This is a genomic window from Amycolatopsis granulosa (genome assembly GCF_011758745.1).
Classification (GTDB): Bacteria; Actinomycetota; Actinomycetes; order Mycobacteriales; family Pseudonocardiaceae; genus Amycolatopsis_E; species Amycolatopsis_E granulosa.
Window position 1 is genome coordinate 4,867,084 of the sequence record NZ_JAANOV010000001.1, and the last position, 18,848, is coordinate 4,885,931.

Below are 18,848 nucleotides of genomic sequence, written 5' to 3' on the forward strand. Positions count from 1 at the left end.
TGGACGCGAAGGCGACTGTTTCGTAACCTGGCCGAGATCTCGCGCCCGGTAGCCGTCGCGCCCGCGGCGGCGACGCGAGATTGTCGCCGAAGCAGCTTGTCGGGGAGCTGCGCCGGACCCGCGTACGGACCCAGATGCGCTACCCCCTGCGTCTGGAACCTGACGGGATACCGCCGTGAACCGGCTCGGGTGTGTGTGTCCACCCGGATCCGGTGCGGGGTGGAGGATTCCCCGGCCTCCCCGCGGTGGCCGGCGGCGACATGAGTGCAAAGGAGACACGCGCGGCGTGCAGTCGCAACCCATCAAGCGCGTGGTCGCAGGAGCCCTCGCCGCCGCCGCGGTACTCGCGGTCGGTGGCTTCCCCACGGCTCCGGCCGGCGCGGTCCCCCTCCCGGCCCCGCAGCAGCCCACCAACTCGGCGGACGCCCTCGCGCAGTACCGGCAGCTCGCCACCCAGGCCGAGCAGCTGAACCAGGAGGCACTGCAGGCGCAGGCCGACCTGGACGCCAAGCAAGCGGACCTGAACCGCGCCAACGCCGACCTCGCGGCCGCCAACACCGCAGGCCAGCAAGCGCTGGCCGCCAAGAACCGCTACCAGGGCGTGGTCGACCAGTTCGCGGACGCCTCGTTCGTCGGCGGGGTCCAGTTCAACAAGTTGTCCGCCCTGCTGAACGGCACCTCGGCGCAGGACTTCCTGGAGCGCTCCTCGGCTCTGGAGGTGCTCGCCGACGAGAAGAACAAGGCGCTCGCCGACTACAACGCGGCGATCCAGGCGGCCGCGGCGGCGCAGGCCGCGGCGGCCGATGCCCAGACTCGCTCGCAGACGGCCAAGGACGCCGCGGCGGCGCTGCTCAACGACCTGCACGCGCGGCAGGCCGCGCTGCAGACCCAGCTCGACCAGCTGAACCAGGTGCGGCAGCGGCTCACCGCGTCCGAGCGCGCGTCGCAGAAGGACGTCGGTGGCAGTGCGCCGACCTTGCCTGCGCCAACGCAGGCCGCGCAGACCGCCATCAACGTCGCGCTGAGCAAGCTCGGCAGCGACTACGTGTGGGGCGCCACCGGGCCCACCACGTTCGATTGCTCGGGTCTGACGCTCTACGCCTACGGCAAGGCCGGCGTCACGCTGCCGCGTACCAGCCAGTCCCAGGCGACCGTCGGCATGGCCGTTTCCCGGTCCCAGCTGCAGCCCGGTGACCTGGTGTTCTTCGGCTCGCCGATCCACCACGTCGGGATCTACCTGGGCGACGGCAAGATGGTGCACGCCCCCGAAACCGGGGACGTCGTCAAGGTCTCGCCCCTGCAGAACGACTACGTCGGGGCCCGGCGCGTGGCTGTGCACTGAGTCCGCGCAGCACTTTTCGGGGGCGGTACCGGCCGACAGCTGGTACCGCCCCCGACTTTTCCGCCCTAGTAGTCTCCAGCCGTGCTACGGACCCTGCTGGTGACCAACGACTTCCCGCCGCGGCCCGGGGGGATCCAGAACTACCTGAACTCCTTCGCGCGCCTGCTGCCGGCGGACCAGCTCGTCGTCTACGCGCCCTCCTGGGACAAGCCGTCCGGTTCCCACCCCGAGTTCGACGCCGCCGCGCCCTTCGAGGTGGTCCGGCACCCCACCTCGCTGATGCTGCCCACCCCCGACGTGCTGCGCCGCGCCAAGGAGATCCTGCGGGCACACGACTGCCAGGCCGTCTGGTTCGGCGCCGCCGCCCCACTGGCCCTGCTCGCCCAGCCGCTGCGGTCGGCCGGTGCGGAGTGGGTCGTCGCCAGCACCCACGGGCACGAGGTGGGCTGGTCGATGTTGCCGCTGGCCCGCCAGGCACTGCGCCGCATCGGCGACACGACCGACGTGATCACCTACGTCAGCAAGTACACCCGCGGCCGGTTCGCCTCCGCGTTCGGCCCGTCGGCCGGGCTGGAGCTGTTGCCGCCCGGCGTGGACCCGGACGTGTTCAAGCCGGACGACGCAGCTCGCGCCGAGATCCGCGCCCGGCACGGACTCGGCGACCGGCCCACCGTCGTGTGCGTGTCCCGTCTGGTGCCGCGGAAGGGACAGGACATGCTCATCCGCGCTCTGCCCGAGCTGCGCCGACGGGTCCCGGACGTCGCACTGCTGCTGGTCGGCGGCGGCCCGTACCGGAAGTCCCTGGCGCGGCTCGCGGACGAGCTCGGCGTCGGTGCCGACGTCATCCTCACCGGCTCGGTGCCCTGGCCGGAGCTGCCCGCGCACTACGCCGCCGGTGACGTCTTCGCGATGCCCGCCCGCACCCGGGGCAAGGGACTGGACGTCGAGGGTCTGGGGATCGTCTACCTGGAGGCGTCGGCAACCGGGCTGCCGGTCGTGGCGGGCAACTCGGGCGGCGCGCCCGAGACGGTGCTCGACGAGGTCACCGGCCACGTCGTCGACGGCCGGGACGTGCACCAGCTGGTCGAGACGCTGACGCCCCTGCTCACCGACCCGTCCCGCGCCCGCACGATGGGTGCCGCCGGGCGAGCGTGGGTGACCGGGCACTGGCGGTGGGACCTGCTGGGCGCCCGGCTGCGGTCGTTCCTCGCCGGGGAGCCGGTCACCGCCTCCTGATCGTGCCCGGCGGCGCGGCTCCACCAGGGAGCTATCCGGACTGGGAACGTTCGAGGATGGCGGGGTGCCGGGGATCGTCGGCCCGCACCACGACGTCCGCGATCTCGGCGGGCCGCACCTCCTCCGCGTAGCGTTCGAACGCCGGCAGCGCCCACCGTTCATCCTCCGGCAGACGGCGCCGCAACGCCCCTGGCGACAGTTGCAGGTGCACCGTCAGCTCGAACGGCAGTCCGCGCCCGAGCAGCATCTCGCCGTCCGCGATCAGCACACCCGGGGCCGGCAGCCGCACCCGCGCCAGTCGGGTCGCCCGGTCGCGCGCCGCGTCCCACAAGGCGGGCAGCACCATCCCGCTTCCGTTGCTACTCAACGGATCGAGCACCTCGCGCCGCAACGCTCCCTCGTCGAGCCACGACCAGTACCGGGAGTCCGGGTTCTCCTTGCCGTATTCGAACCGCAGCGACGCCGGCCGTAGAAAATCCACAGTGGACACCCGCTGCACCGCGCGTCCGCGCACCCGCAGCGGGTCGACCAGCGCGTCGGCGAGGTCACCGGTGCCGGCCGGTCCGTCCACGGCGACCCGCACCCACGAAGCGTCCAGCGCGAGCACCCGCTCGGTGAGCTCACCGGCGAGACGTTCGAGGGTGATGGGCCGATACCGCACGATCCACCATCGTGCCCCATCGCCGCGCCGGAAATGTCGGTGCCTCCTGCCATCATGACCTCATGACCAACGAAGTGGGCCGGACGGCCGGCGCCGGGTGGCAGATCGGCGTGTCCCGGACTCTGCCGCACCCGGCGAGCGCGGTCTGGGCGTTCCTCACCAGCGCGGAGGGCGCCGCGATCTGGCTCGGCACGGCCGTCCCCGACCGCCCGGGTGAACGGTACGAGACGGCCGGCGGCACCGCGGGCGAGCTGCGCAGCTTCCGCGAGCTCGACCGGATCCGCCTCACCTGGCGGCCCCGCGACTGGGATCACGAGTCGACGGTGCAGGTGACGGTGTCCGGCTCGGGAGACCGGAGCGTGCTCCGCTTCCACCAGGAATGGCTGGCGAACGCGGAGGAGCGCGCGCGGCAGCGGGAGCATTGGAAGGGGGTGATCGACCGGATCGCCGACGCGCTGGGCGGCTGACCGCGCTGGGTGCTGACCGCGCTGGATGCTGACCGCGCTGGGTCCGGGCGCCGGGGCACGATTCGCCGGCACCGTCCGTTGACGACGTGCCGGAGCACCGACGTCACTGGGAGGACCGCGCATGCCCGTGGTGGACGAACCCGTCAGACTGGGCGACGACATCATCCAGGATCCGCACGCGCTGTACCGCGTGCTGCGGGCGGAACGGCCCGTCCGGCCCGCGATCGCGCGGCACGGGCTGCGGATGTGGCTGGTGTCGGGCTACGCGGAGGCCAAGGCCCTGCTCGCGGACCCACGGCTGCGCAAGGACGCGGACCGGGCCCACGCGCTGTTCGAGAAGCGCCTGGCCGCCGCGGGCGGGAGCGCCGGGCCGGATCCGTCGGGCTCCCTGCTGCGCCGCCACCTGCTCAACACCGACCCGCCGGACCACACCCGGTTGCGCAAGCTGGTCGGCAAGGCCTTCACCGCGCGCACCGTCGCCCGGCTGCGGCCGCGGATCGAGCGGATCACCGACGAGCTCCTGGACGCGATGGCGGTGCAGGCCCGGGTCGACCTGCTGGACGCGTTCGCCTACCCGCTGCCGATCACCGTGATCTGTGAGTTGCTCGGAATCCCCGAGCAGGAGCGCGGCGAGTTCCGCGAGTGGTCCGCCACGTTGCTCAACTCGGGTTCGGACGAGAGCCTCCACCAGGCCGCCGGTGCGATGGCCGGGTACCTCACCGGCCTGATCGAGGCGAAGCGGGCGGTGCCCACCCAGGACCTGCTGTCCGACCTGGTGCACGTGTCGGCGGAGGGTGACCAGCTCTCGCACCAGGAACTGGTGGCCATGGCGTTCCTGCTGCTGGTCGCCGGGCACGAGACGACGGTCAACCTCATCGCCAACAGCGTGCTGTCGTTGCTGCGGCACCCGGACCAGCTCAGGCTCCTGCGGTCGGACCCGTCGCTGCTGCCCGGCGCGATCGAGGAGTTCCTCCGGTTCGACGGTCCGATCAACATCGCGACGCTGCGGTTCACCGCCGAGCCGGTCCGGATCGGTGACGCCGAGATCCCGGCAGGCGAGTTCGTGATGATCTCGCTGATCGGGGCCAACCGCGACGGTTTGCGGTTCGCCGACCCGGACCGCCTCGACGTGACGCGCCCGGCCGGCGGCCACCTCGCGTTCGGCCACGGCATCCACTACTGCGTGGGTGCACCGCTGGCGCGGCTGGAGGCGGAGGTGGCGCTGGGACGCCTGCTCGGCCGCTTCCCCGGGATCGGGCTCGACGGAGACCCGGGAGAGCTGCGCTGGCGGGAGAGCACGCTGGTGCACGGCCTGGACACGCTGCCGGTCGTGCTGGGCTGAGCAGCCCTTCCGGGGTGTCCGTGGACAGCGCCGCCGTCCGTAAATGGGAAGCTAAACTACCCATGCGGATATGCCCACAGGGAGGGAACGCCGGATGCGGATGGCGGAGCTGAGCCGGGAATCGGGCGTCCCGGTCGCGACCATCAAGTACTACCAGCGCGAGGGCCTGCTGCCGCCGGGCGAGCTGACCAGTCCCAACCAGGCCCGCTACGACGCGGCGCACGTCCGGCGGCTCAAGCTGGTCCGGGCCCTGGTGGAGATCGGCGGGCTGTCCGTAGCCGCGGTGGGGGAGGTGCTGGCGGCCATCGACGACCCGGCCACCTCGACGCACAAGGTCCTCGGGCTGGCGCAGCACGGTCTGCCGATGCCCACCCGGGAGGTGACCGCGGAGGATCGCGCCTGGGCGATGGGCCGGATCGAGGAGATCGCCGGGCCGCGGGGCTGGGTGGTGCACCCGGAGCTGCCGGTGGTGGAGTCGCTGGTCGGCGTGCTGTGCGCGTTGCGCCAGGTCGGGCACGAGTGGGTGCTGGACGCGCTGGACCGCTACGCGGACGCCGCGGCGTCCCTCGCCGACGCCGACGTGACGGCCTTGGGCCGCCTGGACGCGACCGAAGCGGTCGTCGAGGGCTCCGTGGTGGGCACGGTGCTCGGCGACGCGCTGTTCGCCGCGCTCCGGCGCATGGCGCACGCCGAAGTGTCGCGGCGCCAGTTCTCCGCCTAGGGCCACCGGCGGCCGGGCACCGCAGAACTGGCAACCCGCCGGTCCGGCGGTGGTGGGTGTCCGAACAGGACGGTCCCGGTGGACCGGCGAAACCAGGCGGCGGCCCACGCGGGTATTTCACCCGATCCGGCGCGCCCGGTCCCGCTGCCACTCTCGCCCGGCTACTGCCGGTCACAGTCGCCGCTGGGTGCCGATCATCCCGGTGACAGCGATCAGTCGCGCCTGCCACCCGGACGCACCGGACCGTCACGCGGTAGTCGTGGCCGGACGAGAACGGGAGTGGACATACCGGACATCTCCGGCGGCTTTCGGTATCTCTGGTGCTACCGACGTCGCCGACGACGGTCTGCGTCCGCTACTTCAACTCCGGAGCCGTGCATGATCGACAACTCTGCCCAGGAGCGTGAGCACGCCCCGCCCCGCTCGTGGCGGTCCGCCCTGGACTCCCTCCGCCACGACATCCCGGCCTCGCTGGTTGTCTTCCTGGTCGCGATCCCACTGTCGCTGGGCATCGCGCTGGCCTCCGGCGCGCCGATCGTCGCGGGCCTGATCGCCGCGATCGCCGGCGGCCTCGTGGCCGGTGCGCTCGGGGGCGCGCCGCTGCAGGTCAGCGGTCCCGCGGCCGGGCTCACCGTGATCGTGGCGGGCACGATCGAGGAGTTCGGCTGGGCCGCCGCCTGCGCCATCACCGTGCTGGCCGGTGCGCTGCAGATCCTGCTCGGGCTGAGCCGGGTCGCCCGCGCCGCGCTGTCCCTGTCCCCGGCCATCGTGCACGGCATGCTCGCCGGTATCGGCGTCACGATCGTGCTGTCGCAGCTTCCCCTCGTCTTCGGTGGCACCGCCCAGACTTCGCCCCTCGGCAACCTGCTGCGGCTGCCGTCCCTGGTCCTCGATCCGAACGGTGCCGCCACCCTGACCGGCCTGGTGGCCCTGGCCATCGTCCTCGGGTGGGGCAAGCTGCCCGCGGCGGTCCGCAAGGTGCCCGGACCGCTGGCGGCGATCCTGGCCGCCACCGCACTGTCCCTCGTCGCCGGCCTGGACGTGTCCCGTGTGGACGTTCCGGGCGACGTGCTCGACCTCGGTTTCGTGCCGGAGTTCCCGGACGGCGGGTGGGTCGACTTCGGCGTCGCCGTCGTGACCATCGCCCTGGTCACGAGCGTCGCGACCCTGCTGTCCGCGGTGGCCGTGGACAAGATGCACGCCGGCCCGCGGGCGAACCTCAACCGCGAGCTGATCGGCCAGGGCGCCGCGAACGTGGTGTCCGGGACGTTCGGCGGGCTGCCGGTTGCCGGGGTGATCGTGCGCAGCTCGACCAACGTGCACAGCGGCGCCCGCACGCGGATGTCCGCGATCCTGCACGGCGTCTGGATCCTGCTGTTCGTCGCGGTCCTCGCCGGGGCGCTGCGCAGCATCCCGCTCGCCGCCCTCGCCGCGCTGCTGGTCCACGTCGGCGCGAAGCTCGTCAACCCGGCCCAGATCCGGGAGCTGCGCCGCCACGGCGACCTGCCGGTCTACCTGGTCACGCTGGTCGGCGTCGTCGCCCTCGACCTGCTCACCGGTGTGCTGATCGGCGTCGCCGTGGCCGCGCTGACCATGCTGCACCGCCTGCTGTGGGCGCGCATCCACACCGAAGGCGACGGCGGCCAGTGGCGCGTCGTCGTCGAGGGAGCGTTGTCCGCGCTGTCGATCCCGCGCCTGACCGCGGTGCTGAGCACCGTTCCGCGCGGTGCGGCGGTGACGCTCGAACTCGTCGTCGACTACCTCGACCACGCCGCGTTCGACACGCTGTCGGACTGGCAGCGCTCCCACGAGGAGGCCGGTGGCCACGTGGTCGTGGACGAGATCGGGCACCCGTGGTTCGCTCGCGGCAAGGCCGGTGAACCCACCGTGCACAAGGCCAAGGCGCAGCGGATCGCGCCGCGCTGGTTCGCGCCCTGGTCGGAATGGCAGAGTGCGCAGCAGGGGGAGCCCCTCCCGGTTCCGGAGCAGCGCGGCCCGCGGGGGAGCTCCATGCGGCGCGGCATGGTCGAGTTCGAGCGGCGCACCGCGCAGCTGGTCCGCCCGATCCTGGGCCGGCTCGCCGACACCCAGAACCCGGAGACGTTGTTCATCACCTGCGGCGACGCGCGGATCGTGCCGAACCTGATCACCAGCAGCGGGCCCGGCGACCTGTTCACGGTGCGCAACATCGGCAACCTGGTACCCGGCCGCGCGGAGGGCGCGGACGCCTCGGTCGGTGCCGCCGTCGAGTACGCGGTCGGGGTGCTCGGGGTGCGGGAGATCGTGGTGTGCGGGCACTCGTCGTGCGGGGCCATGACGGCGTTGCTGGGCGGCGTGCCGGCAGACGCGCCCGGGCTGCGGTCCTGGCTCGCGCACGGCGAGCCCAGCCTGGCGCGGGCCAGGACCCAGCCGCCGATCCGGGTGGCCGGCTCGCTGCCCGGTTCCGCGGCCGACCAGCTGGCCCTGCACAACGTCCTGCAGCAGCTGGACCGGTTGCGGGAGTACCCGGCGGTCGCGGCCGCCTCCCGGTGCGGCGAGCTCGACCTGATCGGGATGTACTTCGAGGTCGGGACCGCCCGGGTGCACCTGTACGACCCGGAGTCCGGGGCGTTCACCTCCGCCGCCGCGGCGGGCAGCGGACAGAACCGGATGGTCACCGGTTAGCCGCGGACCGGGCACCGCCCGGCCCGGTGCCGGTACTACTGTCGGATCCCGTGAGCGTGCTGGTTGTGACCGGGACTGGAACGGGCGTCGGCAAGACCGTGGTGACCGCGGCCCTCGCTGCTCTCGCGCATGCCGGGGGCCGCCGGGTTGCCGTGCTCAAACCCGCGCAGACCGGAGTCGGCCCGGACGAACCGGGAGACGTCGACGAGGTGACCCGCCTGGCCGGCGGCGTGACGACGCGCGAGTTGCGGCGCTATCCCGATCCGCTGGCCCCGGAGCGGGCGGCCCAGCGGAGCGGGATCGCGGTGGTGCGGCCCGCGGAGGCCGCGCAGGCGGCCGGCGAGCTCGCCGAGACCCACGACCTCGTGCTGATCGAGGGCGCGGGCGGGCTGCTGGTCCGCTTCGACGGCGACGGCGCCACCCTGGCCGACCTGGCGTGGGCGCTGTCCGCCCCGCTGCTGGTGGTCGCGCAGGCCGGGCTCGGCACCCTCAACGCGACGGCGCTGACCGCCGAGGTGGCCCTCGCGCGCGGCCTGAACGTGCTGGGCGTGGTCATCGGCTCCTGGCCCGCCCGGCCGGATCTCGCCGCGCTGTGCAACGTCACCGACCTGCCGGTGGCCGCCGGGGCGCCACTGCTCGGTGCTCTCCCGGAGGGGGCGGGCGAGCTGGACCGGGCGACCTTCCTGACGGCCGCCCGTGCCGGGCTGTCGCCCTGGTTCGGTGGCGACTTCGACGCGGAACGGTTCCACAAGGGCCTGTCCACTTGAGACCCACCAGGCGACGCAACCGACACGGTGCGTACACGGCCGGGGCGACCGGCTAGTCTCGGTCCGGCGGAACACGCGGGAACGGAAGGGGTGCGGTGGCCGACTCGTCGCCGGTGCAGGCCAGGCCGGGAGGCCCCGGCCCGGAGTTGCCTGTGCTGTTCACCCGCAGGCCGGCCCGGCCGCGGGTCGTCGTCAAGGCCGACCTGCTGCCCGCGGTCAGCCTGCTGTCGTTGATCGGGATCGCCGGCATTCCGCTGGGCTGGGTGTGGTCGCTGCTCGCGCCGCCCGAACGCGTACGTGTCTTCGACGGCGGGCAGCTGGTCCCGCTGCAGCTGGAGAGCTGGCACCGCTTCGACGGCCTGGCGGTCTTCGCGCTGCTCGGGCTCGCCGCCGGGGTGGTCACGGGGGTCGCCGTGTGGATGCTGCGGGAACGCCGCGGGCCGGTGATCATGATCGCCGCGGTGCTCGGCGGGCTGCTCGCCGCCTGGCTCGGCGCCCAGATGGGAGTCGCGTTCGCCAACGGCACCTACGCGGTCACCACCACGCCGGCTGTCGGGGATGTGATCGAGCGCGCCCCGCGCCTGGAGTCGATGTGGGTGCTGGTCGCCCAGCCGCTGGCGACCGCCCTGGTCTACGGCCTGCTCGCCGGCTGGAACGGCCGCGACGACCTCGGCCGCAGGCTGGGCTAGAAACACACCACGGCCGGGACCCCTCGGGGGATCCCGGCCGTGGGCGTGTCTCAGGCGGCCTCGGCGCGGCGGCGCGAGCGGATGAGGCTCCGCCGCTCCTGCTCGGTGGTGCCGCCGAAGATGCCGTTGTCGAGACCGGCGTCCAGTGCGTAGGCCAGGCATTCGGCGCGCACCGGACAGCTTGCGCACACCGCCTTGGCCCGTGCGACCTGCCGGGCGCCCGGGCCCATTTCGGACACGGGGAAGAACAGCTCAGGGTCCTCGTCCCGGCAGGCGGCACTCGTACGCCAGTCGATCACGTCGCGGCTCATGGCGTGCCGCCTCCTTTCGTTGCGTTGCGTTTCAGCTGGCGCTCCAGGCACCAGCAAGGGCGATGAGCACAGGAAAAAGCCCATCTTGTTCTTGCCGCGGTATCTGGGTTGCCACGCCGGGCTCGGATCAATCACCTTGATCCGGCGGGCCGGTGGCAGAGGGCTGTTGCCAGCGCCGAAGGTCCAACGGTACCAGGAAGATCGTTGTTCCCCACGGCCCGCGAAAAGTTTCCCCGCTGCTGTGACCGGATTCACGTTTTGCCGCACGCGCGGTGCCGGTGATCGTCCAGGGCACCCCGGCCGCGCACCGCGCTGCCGTTGCGTCAGTTCAGGCTGGCGGGCAGCCCCAGCTGGATCAGCTCGGGCGGGGGAGCGGGCACGGCCCGCAGCTTGGACAGGAAGCCGGCCTCGCGCCGCAGCATCCGGCTCACCAGGCGCAACCGCCGCAGCGGGTGGGTCTCCTCGAGCAGCTCCTGCCGGTCGGCCAGCGGGAGCAGGCAGTCGGCCGCCAGCAGGTAGGACAGTGCTCCGGAGTCGATGCCCGGTTCGGGCTTCGCCCATGTGTCCCGGTGCCAGGCGGCCGCGCAGTAGGCGGCGTGCGCGGCGAGCGCCGCGCCCCGCAGGCCGTGTACGGCGTGGGCCGCGGCGGGCGGCAACGGCGCGTCGTCGACCCACTCGATCCTGCCGACCAGGTACGGCGCGCGGCTGATGTCGATCTCCAGGACGCGGAACCGGCGTTCCCCGCGGGTGATGATGTCGAAGCGGCCGTCGGGCAGCCGTTCACTCTCCCCGAGCAGGGCCGCGCAGCCGATGCCGTGGACGTGCTCGACGTGCTCGACCTCGCGGACGGCGGAGGTGCGGATCGCCACGATCCCGAACCGCCGGTCCGGCACCGCGCCGGTCAGCAGGTCGACCGCGAGCTGCCGGTAACGCGGTTCGAACAGGTGCAGCGGCAGGGTGGCGCCGGGCAGCAGAACGGTTTGCAGCGGGAACAGGGGGATGGTCTCTGTCGCTCTTTCCTGCCGCTCCGCATCCACGGCTACACGGTACGTCGATCCCGTGGTTCTCGCTCAACGTCGGGGCGGCGGACGGAACACCGCGAACGGGTCTGTCACTTGGATGCCCTTCCCGGTGAACGAGAACAGCGCGGCCGGCCGCCCCCCGCTGCGGCCGGGCGGCGCGGTGTGCCCGGTGGGGGAGAGCAGGCCGCGGCGGGACAGCACGCGCTGCAGGTTGGTGGCGTCGACCTTGTAACCCAGCGCCGCCGAGTACAGCTCGCGCAGGGCCGAGATGGTGAACTCGCGCGGCGCCAGTGCGAAGCCGACGTTGGTGTAGGACAGCTTGGAGCGCAACCGGTCGCGGGCGCGCAGCACGATGTCGCGGTGGTCGAACGCGGTGCGCGGCAGATCGTCCACCGGGTGCCAGCGGGTGTCCTCGGGGACCTCCGGGTCGACGCCGCACGGGACCAGGCCGAGGAACGCGGTGGCGACCACCCGTGGGCCGGGCACCCGGTCCGGGGCGCTGAACACCGCGAGCTGCTCGACGTGGGTCAGCTGCCGGACGTCCACCTTCTCCGCGAGCTGCCGGCGCACGGAGGTCTCCACGTCCTCGTCCGGCCGCAGCCGGCCGCCGGGCAGCGACCAGCGCCCGACGTGCGGATCCAGCGCGCGCCGCCACAGCAGGACCTGCAGTGTGGCGCAACGCACTTGCAATACCGCCGCCAAAACCTCGTGTGCCAGGGGGGCGCTGTTGTTAATATGGCTCCGCACGGTTTTCGATTGTAAGGCGAAAACCAGCGACTGGTCCAGGAGGGCCGATGACTGCAGCGAGTGTGGATCTCACCCCGTATGGCGGCGTGGAGCCGGACGAGGCATGGGCGGAAGAGGTGCGCAAGCTGGCGCGCGAGCGGGATGCCGTGCTGCTGGCGCACAACTACCAGGCGCCGGCGATCCAGGACATCGCCGACCACACCGGGGACTCCCTCGCGCTGTCCCGGATCGCCGCCGCGAGCGACGCGTCGACCATCGTCTTCTGCGGTGTGCACTTCATGGCCGAGACCGCGAAGATCCTGTCGCCGGACAAGACGGTGCTGATCCCGGACGCGCGGGCCGGCTGCTCGCTCGCCGATTCCATCGACGCCGCCCAGCTGCGCGCGTGGAAGGCCGAGCACCCCGGCGCGGTCGTGGTGTCCTATGTGAACACCACGGCGGAGGTCAAGGCGGAGACGGACATCTGCTGCACCTCGTCCAACGCGGTCGACGTGGTGGCCTCGATCCCGGCCGACCGCGAGGTGCTGTTCTGCCCGGACCAGTTCCTCGGCGCGCACGTCAAGCGCAAGACCGGGCGCGACAACCTGCACATCTGGGCCGGTGAGTGCCACGTGCACGCCGGCATCAACGGTCCCGAGCTGGCGCAGCGCGCGGCCGACAACCCGGATGCGGACCTGTTCATCCACCCCGAGTGCGGCTGCGCGACCTCGGCGCTGTACCTGGCCGGTGAGGGCACGGTGCCCGCGGACAAGGTGAAGATCCTCTCCACCGGCGACATGGTGCAGGAGGCCCGTGCCACCAAGGCGAAGTCGGTGCTGGTGGCCACCGAGGTGGGCATGCTGCACCAGTTGCGCAAGGCCGCGCCGGGCGTGGACTTCCGTGCGGTGAACGACCGCGCGTCGTGCGCCTACATGAAGATGATCACCCCGGCGGCGTTGCTGCGTGCGCTGCGGGAGGGCGCCGACGAGGTGCACGTCGACCCGGACGTGGCGGCGCGCGCCCGCGCCTCGGTGCAGCGGATGATCGAGATCGGGCAGCCCGGCGGCGGCGAATGACCGGCCCGGTTACCGACGGCGGGTCGAAAACCGCGTGCTGGGAGGCGCGCGCGGATCTGGTCGTGCTCGGCACCGGGGTGGCCGGGCTGACCGCCGCGATCCGCGCGCAGGAGCTCGGGCTGCGGGTGCTGGTCGTCACCAAGGCGGCGGTCGCCGACGGCAACACCCGGTGGGCCCAGGGCGGTGTCGCCGTGGTCCTGGAGGACCAGCACGACGAGGGCGACTCCGTCGCGCGGCACGTCGAGGACACGCTGGTCGCCGGCGCCGGCCTGTGCGACACCGACGCGGTCGCGGCGATCCTGGCCGGCGGTCCGCGCGCGGTGTCCTGGCTCCGGTCGGTGGGCGCGCGGTTCGACCCGGGCGCGGCCGGCCTGCTGGCCCGTACCCGGGAAGGCGGGCACAGCGCGTTCCGCGTCATCCACGCCGGTGGGGACGCGACCGGGGCCGAGGTCGAGCGGACGCTCGTCGCCGAGGCCACCGGGCGGCGGTTGCCCGTCCTGGAGCGGCACATCGCGGTCGATGCGCTGCGCACCCCGCGTGGGGACGTGGCGGGCGTGACGGTGCTCGACCCGGAGGGCAGGCCCGGCGTGCTGCGGGCGCCCGCGGTGCTGGTCGCGACCGGCGGGACGGGGCAGCTGTACCAGGCCACGTCCAACCCGGAGATCGCCACCGGCGACGGGGTCGCACTCGGGTTGCGGGCCGGGGCGGCGGCCGCCGACCTGGAGTTCGTGCAGTTCCACCCGACCGTGCTGTTCACGCCGGGCGCGCGTGGCCGGTGCCCGCTGGTCACCGAGGCCGTGCGCGGCGAGGGTGCGGTCCTGGTCGACGGCGCGGGCGCGTCCGTGATGCAGGGCGTGCACCCGCTGGCCGATCTGGCTCCGCGGGACGTGGTGTCCGGCGCGATCATCCGCCGGCTCGCGTCCGCGCCGGGCGGGATCGACGACCACGTGTTCCTCGACGCCACCGGCCTGTCCGGGTTCGCCGGGCGGTTCCCGACGGTCTTCGCGGCCTGCCGCGCGATCGGCGTGGACCCGGCGCACGACCCGATCCCGGTGACCCCGGCGGCGCACTTCGCGTGCGGCGGGCTGGTGGCCGGTACGGACGGCCGGACCGGGGTGCCCGGCCTGTACGCGGCCGGGGAGGTCGCGCGGACCGGGTTGCACGGGGCGAACCGGCTGGCGTCCAACAGCCTGCTGGAAGGGCTGGTCACCGGCACCGCGGCCGCGCAGGCCGTCGCCGCGGACCTCGCCGCGGGGGTGCTGGCCGACCCGAAGCAGGCGATGACACCGGTGCCCGCTCCGGTGCGCATCGCCCAGCGGGACGCGCTCCAGCGCGCGATGAGCCGGTACGCGGCGATCGGGCGGGACGCCGAGGGGCTGGCCGTGGCCGGTTCCGTCCTCGACCTGTCGACTTCGGACGGTCTACTGCGGACGCACGCGGACGTCGAGGACGCGGCGCTCACCCTGGTCGCCCAGGCATTGCTGGCCGCGGCGGCCCGGCGCACCGAGTCCCGCGGCTGTCACGTGCGCACCGACCACCCGGCGCGGGACGACCTGCGGTGGCAGCGCAGTCAGCACATCCGCCTCACCCCGTCCGGCCAGCCGGTGCTGGCCGACCCCGTCTGCTCGGAGGAAGTGGCATGACCCTGGACCAGGACGACGTCCGCCGCGTCGTGGAGACCGCGCTGGCCGAGGACCTGCGGTACGGACCGGACGCGACCACCGCGGCGACGGTGCCCGCCGGGGCCACCGCCACCGCGGAGATCACCCCGCGCGTGGACGGCACGCTCGCCGGTGTGCCGGTCGCGCTGGCCGTGTTCGACGCCGTGCTCGGCTCCGGGTACGCCGTGCTCGACCGGACCGAGGACGGCATCCGGCTCGTCGCCGGCACACCGGCGCTCGTCGTGCGCGGCCCGGTGCGCGGGCTGCTCACCGCTGAGCGGACGGCGCTGAACCTGTTGTGCCACCTGTCCGGGGTGGCGACCGCCACCGCCGCGTGGGTGTCCGCAGTGGACGGTACCGGGTGCGGGATCCGCGACTCCCGCAAGACGTTGCCCGGCCTGCGGCTGCTGCAGAAGTACGCGGTGCGCTGCGGCGGCGGGGTGAACCACCGGATGGGCCTCGGGGACGCGGTGCTGATCAAGGACAACCACGTCGTCGCGGCAGGCTCGGTGACCGCGGCGCTGGCCGCGGCCCGCGAGCACGCCCCGGAGTTGCCGTGCGAGGTCGAGGTGGACACCCTCGAGCAGCTCGACGAGGCGCTCGCCGCCGGTGCCGACGAGATCCTGCTGGACAACTTCACCCCGGACCAGTGCGCGGAAGCCGTGCGGCGCAAGGACGAGCTGTCGCCGAAGACCCGGCTGGAGGCATCCGGCGGGCTGCGGCTGGCCAACGCGCGCCCGTACGCCGAGACCGGGGTGGACTACCTGTCGGTCGGCGGGCTGACCCACTCCTCGCCCGCGCTCGACCTCGGGATGGATCTCCGCTGACCGGACGCGGTCAGGTGCCGAACGGCAGGTGCGCGTTCGTCTCCTTGACGAGTCCGGCCAGGTCCGGCAGTTCGCGCACCTCGCGGCCGGCCGCGCGCAGCGTTTCCGCGCCCACGCAGTCCACGAACAGGTCCGGCTCGCGCCAGGCGAACACCACCCGCGGGATGCCGGAGTCCAGGATCCGCTGCGTGCACGACACCGGCCGGGAGGCGCGCGCACTGCACGGTTCCAGCGAGGAGTAGATCGTCGCGCTCGCCAGCCGCGGGTCGTCGCCCAGTTTGGCGAGCGCGACCTCCTCCGCGTGGTCGTGCGGATCGGTCTCGCCCGAGTACCCGGTGGCCAGCACCCGGTCGGCCGCGTCGGTGACGATCGCACCGACGCGGAACGTCGCCGACGGCGGGCAGTTCGCGGCCAGCGCGATCGCCTCCCGCAGCCGCCGGTGGTCGAGCGCCGCCCGACCCAGGTGGTACCGCATGAACACCACGTCACCGATCCGCCGGGTCTCGGTCAGCTGCAACCGCCCCGGCGGGAACCGGCCCGGGCCCACGAACCGCGGCGCGGCCGCCTCGCCCACGAACACCGGCGCGATCGCCAGGTGCAGCTCGTCGACCACGCCCGCGGTGAGGAACTGGGTGTGGACCGCGCCGCCGCCCTCGACCATCAGCCGCCCGACGCCGCGCGCGGCCAGATCGGCGAGCACGCGCCGCAGGTCCAGCGGGCTGCCGCCGTCGACCACCGTCGCCACCGCACCGAGGCGGCCCCGCACCTGCGCCGGTGACGAGGTGTAGACGAGTTTGTCGACGTCGCCGGTGGTGAAGAAGTTCGCCGCCGGGTCGAGGTCGCCGCTGCCGGTGATCGTGACCTTCGCCGGGTTCGCGCGCCCGGACCGCACCAGCAAGCGGGGATTGTCGGTGCGGATCGTGCCCGCCCCGACCAGGATCGCGTCCACCCCGGCCCGCACCTCGTCGACCCGCGCGAAGTCCTCCTCGTTGGACAACAGGAGCCGGTGGTCGCTGGTGTCGTCGAGGTAGCCGTCCAGGGACACCGCCGCGGAGGCGATGACGTACGGGCGCGTGCTCACGTCCGGTGAGTCTGCCATCCCGGATCCCGGGCCGCGTTGACACCGGACGCTCCGGGCAGTTTCGTGCAGGATGGAAGGAAATCATCGTCCGCTGGGGGTGCGCAGTGTCGAACGCCGCCGCGGTGCTCGGCGCTATCCGGCGCGAGGGCCCGCTGTCGCGCGCCGCGATCGCCGAGCTGACGTCGCTGAGCATGCCGACGGTCAGCCGCCAGGTCGCCGCGCTCGCCGAGGCGCGGCTGGTGCGGGACGTGCCGGACCTGGCGCGGCCGGGCGCGGTCGGCAGGCCACGGGTGCCGGTGGACATCGATGACACGGTGCTCGCGGCCTGCGGCGTGCACATCGGGGTCCGCACCACCACGTTCGGCCTCGTCGACCTGCGGGGGCGGCTGGTCGCCAGCGAGAAGATCCCGACCCCGCGGGGCAGCGCGGAGGACGGGCTGGCGTTCCTCGCCGCGAAGGTCCGCGCGTTCCTGCGCCGCCGCCGGGAGCGGCGGGTGGTCGGCCTCGGGCTCGCCACCGGCGGGCAGGTCGACACCGGCCGCGGACTGATCAGCCACGACCGGCTGGGCTGGCACCGCGCTCCGGCGCGGGCCGTGCTGTCGCGCGGCACCGGGCTGCCGGTGCACGTGGACGGCCACGTGCCCGCGATGGCGCACGCCGAGCTGCTGTTCGGCGAGGGCAAGCAGTACCCGAGCCTGCTCTACTTCTACGCCCGGCAGGTCGTCGGTGCGGCGATCGTGGTCGACGGGGTCCTGCACCGCGGCCCCGGCCAGGCCGGGTCGGTGGCGCACCTGCCCGTCGGCGGCGACGTGCGCTGCGGGTGCGGCCGGACGGGGTGCCTCGAGGCGACGATCAACGACCAGACCGACCGGGGTGCACTGGCCGACCGTGCCGCGACGATGGGGCGTGCGGTCGCGTTGCTGCGCGACATCGTGAACCCGGACCAGGTCGTCCTGGGCGGCCAGAACATCACCGACGCCCCCGAGCACCTCGCCACCCTGCTGCACGCCTTCGCCGCCACGACCGCGCTGCCCGGGACCGACCTGGTGACGGTCACCCGGTTCGGTCCCGACGTCCAGGCCGTCGCCGCGTGTACCGGTGTTCTCGCCGGTGTCTACGCCGACCCGGGACCGCTGATGGCGTAGCGGTCAGCGGGGCAGTGCGAGCGGGAGCGTGCGGCGGACCGCGGCGGCGTGGCGGCCGTAGAGCGGGACGACCGGCAGGTCCAGGTCCCGCGGCCGCGGTGGGCGCCGTGCGTGACCGTAGCGGGCCAGCCGCAGCGTGACGTCCTCGGTGAGCCGCCCGGCACGAGTGCGCCGCAGGGTGCACGCCGCCACCGTCAGTGCCGCCCCGCGGGCCGCCGAGGTCAGCAGTACGGGCAGGTCGGCCCGGGTCAGCGGTGCGAACCCGGCCTGGGTCGCCCGCCCGGCCGACCACGAACGCCACCGGTCGGTCACCGTGCCGCGCGGCGGGAGGTCCGTGCCCAGCGTGGCGCGCAGCTCGGCGGCCAGCTCGCCGGCTTCGAGCAGCGTGCTGCCGTACCCGGCGCGGGCGAGCGCGCCCATCAGCGTCAGCGCCGCACGCGTCGTCGCCCGCAGCTCGCCGGCCTCCCCGCCGCCGCGGGCCAGTGCCGCCAGGGGCGCCTCGTCCGGCCGGTACCGCACCGCGACCAGGAACGTTCGTTCGCGCAAGCCGGTGCGCACCACCAGTTGCGCGCTGGACAACGGGATCTCCGGGTTGTCGCAGGCGGCCCGCAGGAGATCCAGCACCTTCGCCACGTCCGGCTCGATGCCCTCGCGCAGCCGGATCACCGCGGTCCAGCCGTCCCCGATACCGGCGACGCCGAACCGGTTCCCGGCGCGGTCGGCGTGCTGCCGCAGGCGGAAGTCGTGGGCGAGCACCCGCAGCGGATCCGCGGCCTGGCGGCGTTCGTCGTGCTGGAGCAGCCGGTAGGACACCCACGTGCCCGCCCACCCGGCGAGGTGACGCCGCGCGAACCGGACGGACGTGGCCCCGATGACCAGGACCGCGAGCACGATCACCACCGGGGCGGCCGGCAGCACGCCCTGGACGGCGAGCAGCACGGCGATCAGGGCGGATTCCCAGACCGCGACCTGGGCGAAGGAGATGGGCAGCACGGACGGTGCCAGGGTGAACCGGCGGGGTCGGGTGGTGTGGGGTGCCGTTCCGCCACCGGCGGAGACCCCCGCGTCGGCAGCGGTCAACTCGCTTCTCCTTGCTCCTGGTACAGAATA

General features: G+C 73.5%; 18 protein-coding genes. 12 read left to right on the forward strand and 6 right to left on the reverse strand.

The genetic code is table 11. The annotated features are described in order from the left end of the window. Positions 1–286: 286 nt before the first annotated feature. Together FHX45_RS23890 and FHX45_RS23895 are read left to right on the forward strand one after the other, a co-directional pair. Positions 287–1,342 (forward strand): NlpC/P60 family protein, encoded by a 1,056-nt coding sequence (locus FHX45_RS23890; RefSeq protein WP_167106167.1) that lies wholly within the window; start codon positions 287–289, stop codon positions 1,340–1,342. 81 nt (positions 1,343–1,423) lie between these two features. Continuing rightward, positions 1,424–2,578 carry a glycosyltransferase family 4 protein gene (locus tag FHX45_RS23895; protein WP_341771593.1) on the forward strand — a complete coding sequence of 385 codons (1,155 nt, stop codon included), beginning with the start codon at positions 1,424–1,426 and terminating at the stop codon, positions 2,576–2,578. Positions 2,579–2,609: 31 nt separating this feature from the next. Here FHX45_RS23895 and FHX45_RS23900 read toward each other — a convergent pair whose 3' ends face one another. Further along, the gene (locus FHX45_RS23900; protein WP_167106170.1) at positions 2,610–3,239 is read right to left on the reverse strand and encodes a nucleoside/nucleotide kinase family protein; all 630 of its coding nucleotides are present in this window, start codon (positions 3,237–3,239) and stop codon (positions 2,610–2,612) included. 62 nt (positions 3,240–3,301) lie between these two features. On the opposite strand from FHX45_RS23900, the gene FHX45_RS23905 reads away from it, so the two are divergent. The 6 genes from FHX45_RS23905 to FHX45_RS23930 all read left to right on the forward strand — a co-directional run bounded on the left by FHX45_RS23905 (position 3,302) and on the right by FHX45_RS23930 (position 9,889). Then, a complete protein-coding gene (locus FHX45_RS23905; RefSeq protein ID WP_167106173.1) occupies positions 3,302–3,706 on the forward strand; it encodes an SRPBCC family protein in 405 nt (134 codons plus the stop codon). A gap of 121 nt (positions 3,707–3,827) precedes the next feature. Continuing rightward, positions 3,828–5,048, forward strand: a complete 1,221-nt coding sequence (locus FHX45_RS23910; RefSeq protein WP_167106175.1) for a cytochrome P450 family protein — start codon at positions 3,828–3,830, stop codon at positions 5,046–5,048. 94 nt (positions 5,049–5,142) lie between these two features. Further along, positions 5,143–5,769 (forward strand): MerR family transcriptional regulator, encoded by a 627-nt coding sequence (locus FHX45_RS23915; RefSeq protein ID WP_167109395.1) that lies wholly within the window; start codon positions 5,143–5,145, stop codon positions 5,767–5,769. A 378-nt stretch (positions 5,770–6,147) separates the two neighbouring features. Next, entirely contained in the window at positions 6,148–8,433 is a 2,286-nt protein-coding gene (locus tag FHX45_RS23920) for a SulP family inorganic anion transporter (protein ID WP_167106178.1), read from the forward strand. Positions 8,434–8,483: 50 nt separating this feature from the next. Beyond that, on the forward strand, positions 8,484–9,200 hold the full coding sequence (gene bioD / locus FHX45_RS23925) for a dethiobiotin synthase (RefSeq protein WP_167106181.1): 717 nt from the start codon (positions 8,484–8,486) through the stop codon (positions 9,198–9,200). Between the two features lie 95 nt (positions 9,201–9,295). Beyond that, complete coding sequence (locus tag FHX45_RS23930; protein ID WP_167106184.1) at positions 9,296–9,889, forward strand: DUF2567 domain-containing protein; 594 nt, start codon at positions 9,296–9,298, stop codon at positions 9,887–9,889. A gap of 50 nt (positions 9,890–9,939) precedes the next feature. Here the strand turns inward: FHX45_RS23930 and FHX45_RS23935 are convergent, their stop codons facing one another. The 3 genes from FHX45_RS23935 to FHX45_RS23945 all read right to left on the reverse strand — a co-directional run bounded on the left by FHX45_RS23935 (position 9,940) and on the right by FHX45_RS23945 (position 11,906). Continuing rightward, positions 9,940–10,200, reverse strand: a complete 261-nt coding sequence (locus tag FHX45_RS23935; RefSeq protein ID WP_167106187.1) for a WhiB family transcriptional regulator — start codon at positions 10,198–10,200, stop codon at positions 9,940–9,942. Between the two features lie 323 nt (positions 10,201–10,523). Continuing rightward, positions 10,524–11,237 carry an LON peptidase substrate-binding domain-containing protein gene (locus FHX45_RS23940; RefSeq protein ID WP_167106190.1) on the reverse strand — a complete coding sequence of 238 codons (714 nt, stop codon included), beginning with the start codon at positions 11,235–11,237 and terminating at the stop codon, positions 10,524–10,526. Positions 11,238–11,270: 33 nt separating this feature from the next. Next, the gene (locus FHX45_RS23945) at positions 11,271–11,906 is read right to left on the reverse strand and encodes an NUDIX hydrolase (RefSeq protein ID WP_341771594.1); all 636 of its coding nucleotides are present in this window, start codon (positions 11,904–11,906) and stop codon (positions 11,271–11,273) included. A gap of 110 nt (positions 11,907–12,016) precedes the next feature. On the opposite strand from FHX45_RS23945, the gene nadA reads away from it, so the two are divergent. Genes nadA through nadC form a run of 3 tightly spaced genes read left to right on the forward strand, consistent with a single transcriptional unit; the run spans position 12,017 to position 15,512 of the window. After that, on the forward strand, positions 12,017–13,024 hold the full coding sequence (gene nadA / locus FHX45_RS23950) for a quinolinate synthase NadA (RefSeq protein WP_167106195.1): 1,008 nt from the start codon (positions 12,017–12,019) through the stop codon (positions 13,022–13,024). Further along, positions 13,021–14,667 carry an L-aspartate oxidase gene (locus tag FHX45_RS23955; protein WP_167106198.1) on the forward strand — a complete coding sequence of 549 codons (1,647 nt, stop codon included), beginning with the start codon at positions 13,021–13,023 and terminating at the stop codon, positions 14,665–14,667. Before nadA ends, FHX45_RS23955 begins: the two co-directional genes overlap by 4 nt. Continuing rightward, on the forward strand, positions 14,664–15,512 hold the full coding sequence (gene nadC, locus FHX45_RS23960) for a carboxylating nicotinate-nucleotide diphosphorylase (RefSeq protein ID WP_167106201.1): 849 nt from the start codon (positions 14,664–14,666) through the stop codon (positions 15,510–15,512). Before FHX45_RS23955 ends, nadC begins: the two co-directional genes overlap by 4 nt. A gap of 10 nt (positions 15,513–15,522) precedes the next feature. On the opposite strand, the gene FHX45_RS23965 is transcribed toward nadC, so the two are convergent. Beyond that, the gene (locus FHX45_RS23965) at positions 15,523–16,593 is read right to left on the reverse strand and encodes a dihydrofolate reductase family protein (protein WP_167106204.1); all 1,071 of its coding nucleotides are present in this window, start codon (positions 16,591–16,593) and stop codon (positions 15,523–15,525) included. A gap of 104 nt (positions 16,594–16,697) precedes the next feature. Here FHX45_RS23965 and FHX45_RS23970 point away from each other — a divergent pair, with 104 nt between their 5' ends. Continuing rightward, complete coding sequence (locus tag FHX45_RS23970; protein WP_167106207.1) at positions 16,698–17,738, forward strand: ROK family protein; 1,041 nt, start codon at positions 16,698–16,700, stop codon at positions 17,736–17,738. A 3-nt stretch (positions 17,739–17,741) separates the two neighbouring features. Here the strand turns inward: FHX45_RS23970 and FHX45_RS23975 are convergent, their stop codons facing one another. Beyond that, positions 17,742–18,818, reverse strand: a complete 1,077-nt coding sequence (locus FHX45_RS23975; protein ID WP_167106210.1) for a type VII secretion protein EccE — start codon at positions 18,816–18,818, stop codon at positions 17,742–17,744. Positions 18,819–18,848 lie beyond the last annotated feature (30 nt).

What these genes read in the sequence shown, in the direction of transcription:
- FHX45_RS23905 (WP_167106173.1), top strand. Translation starts at nt 3,302, where the DNA reads ATGACCAACGAAGTGGGCCGGACGGCCGGCGCCGGGTGGCAGATCGGC.
- FHX45_RS23915 (WP_167109395.1), top strand. Translation starts at nt 5,143, where the DNA reads ATGCGGATGGCGGAGCTGAGCCGGGAATCGGGCGTCCCGGTCGCGACC.
- nadC (WP_167106201.1), top strand. Translation starts at nt 14,664, where the DNA reads ATGACCCTGGACCAGGACGACGTCCGCCGCGTCGTGGAGACCGCGCTG.
- FHX45_RS23910 (WP_167106175.1), top strand. Translation starts at nt 3,828, where the DNA reads ATGCCCGTGGTGGACGAACCCGTCAGACTGGGCGACGACATCATCCAG.
- FHX45_RS23920 (WP_167106178.1), top strand. Translation starts at nt 6,148, where the DNA reads ATGATCGACAACTCTGCCCAGGAGCGTGAGCACGCCCCGCCCCGCTCG.
- FHX45_RS23955 (WP_167106198.1), top strand. Translation starts at nt 13,021, where the DNA reads ATGACCGGCCCGGTTACCGACGGCGGGTCGAAAACCGCGTGCTGGGAG.
- FHX45_RS23935 (WP_167106187.1), bottom strand. Translation starts at nt 10,200, where the DNA reads ATGAGCCGCGACGTGATCGACTGGCGTACGAGTGCCGCCTGCCGGGAC.
- nadA (WP_167106195.1), top strand. Translation starts at nt 12,017, where the DNA reads ATGACTGCAGCGAGTGTGGATCTCACCCCGTATGGCGGCGTGGAGCCG.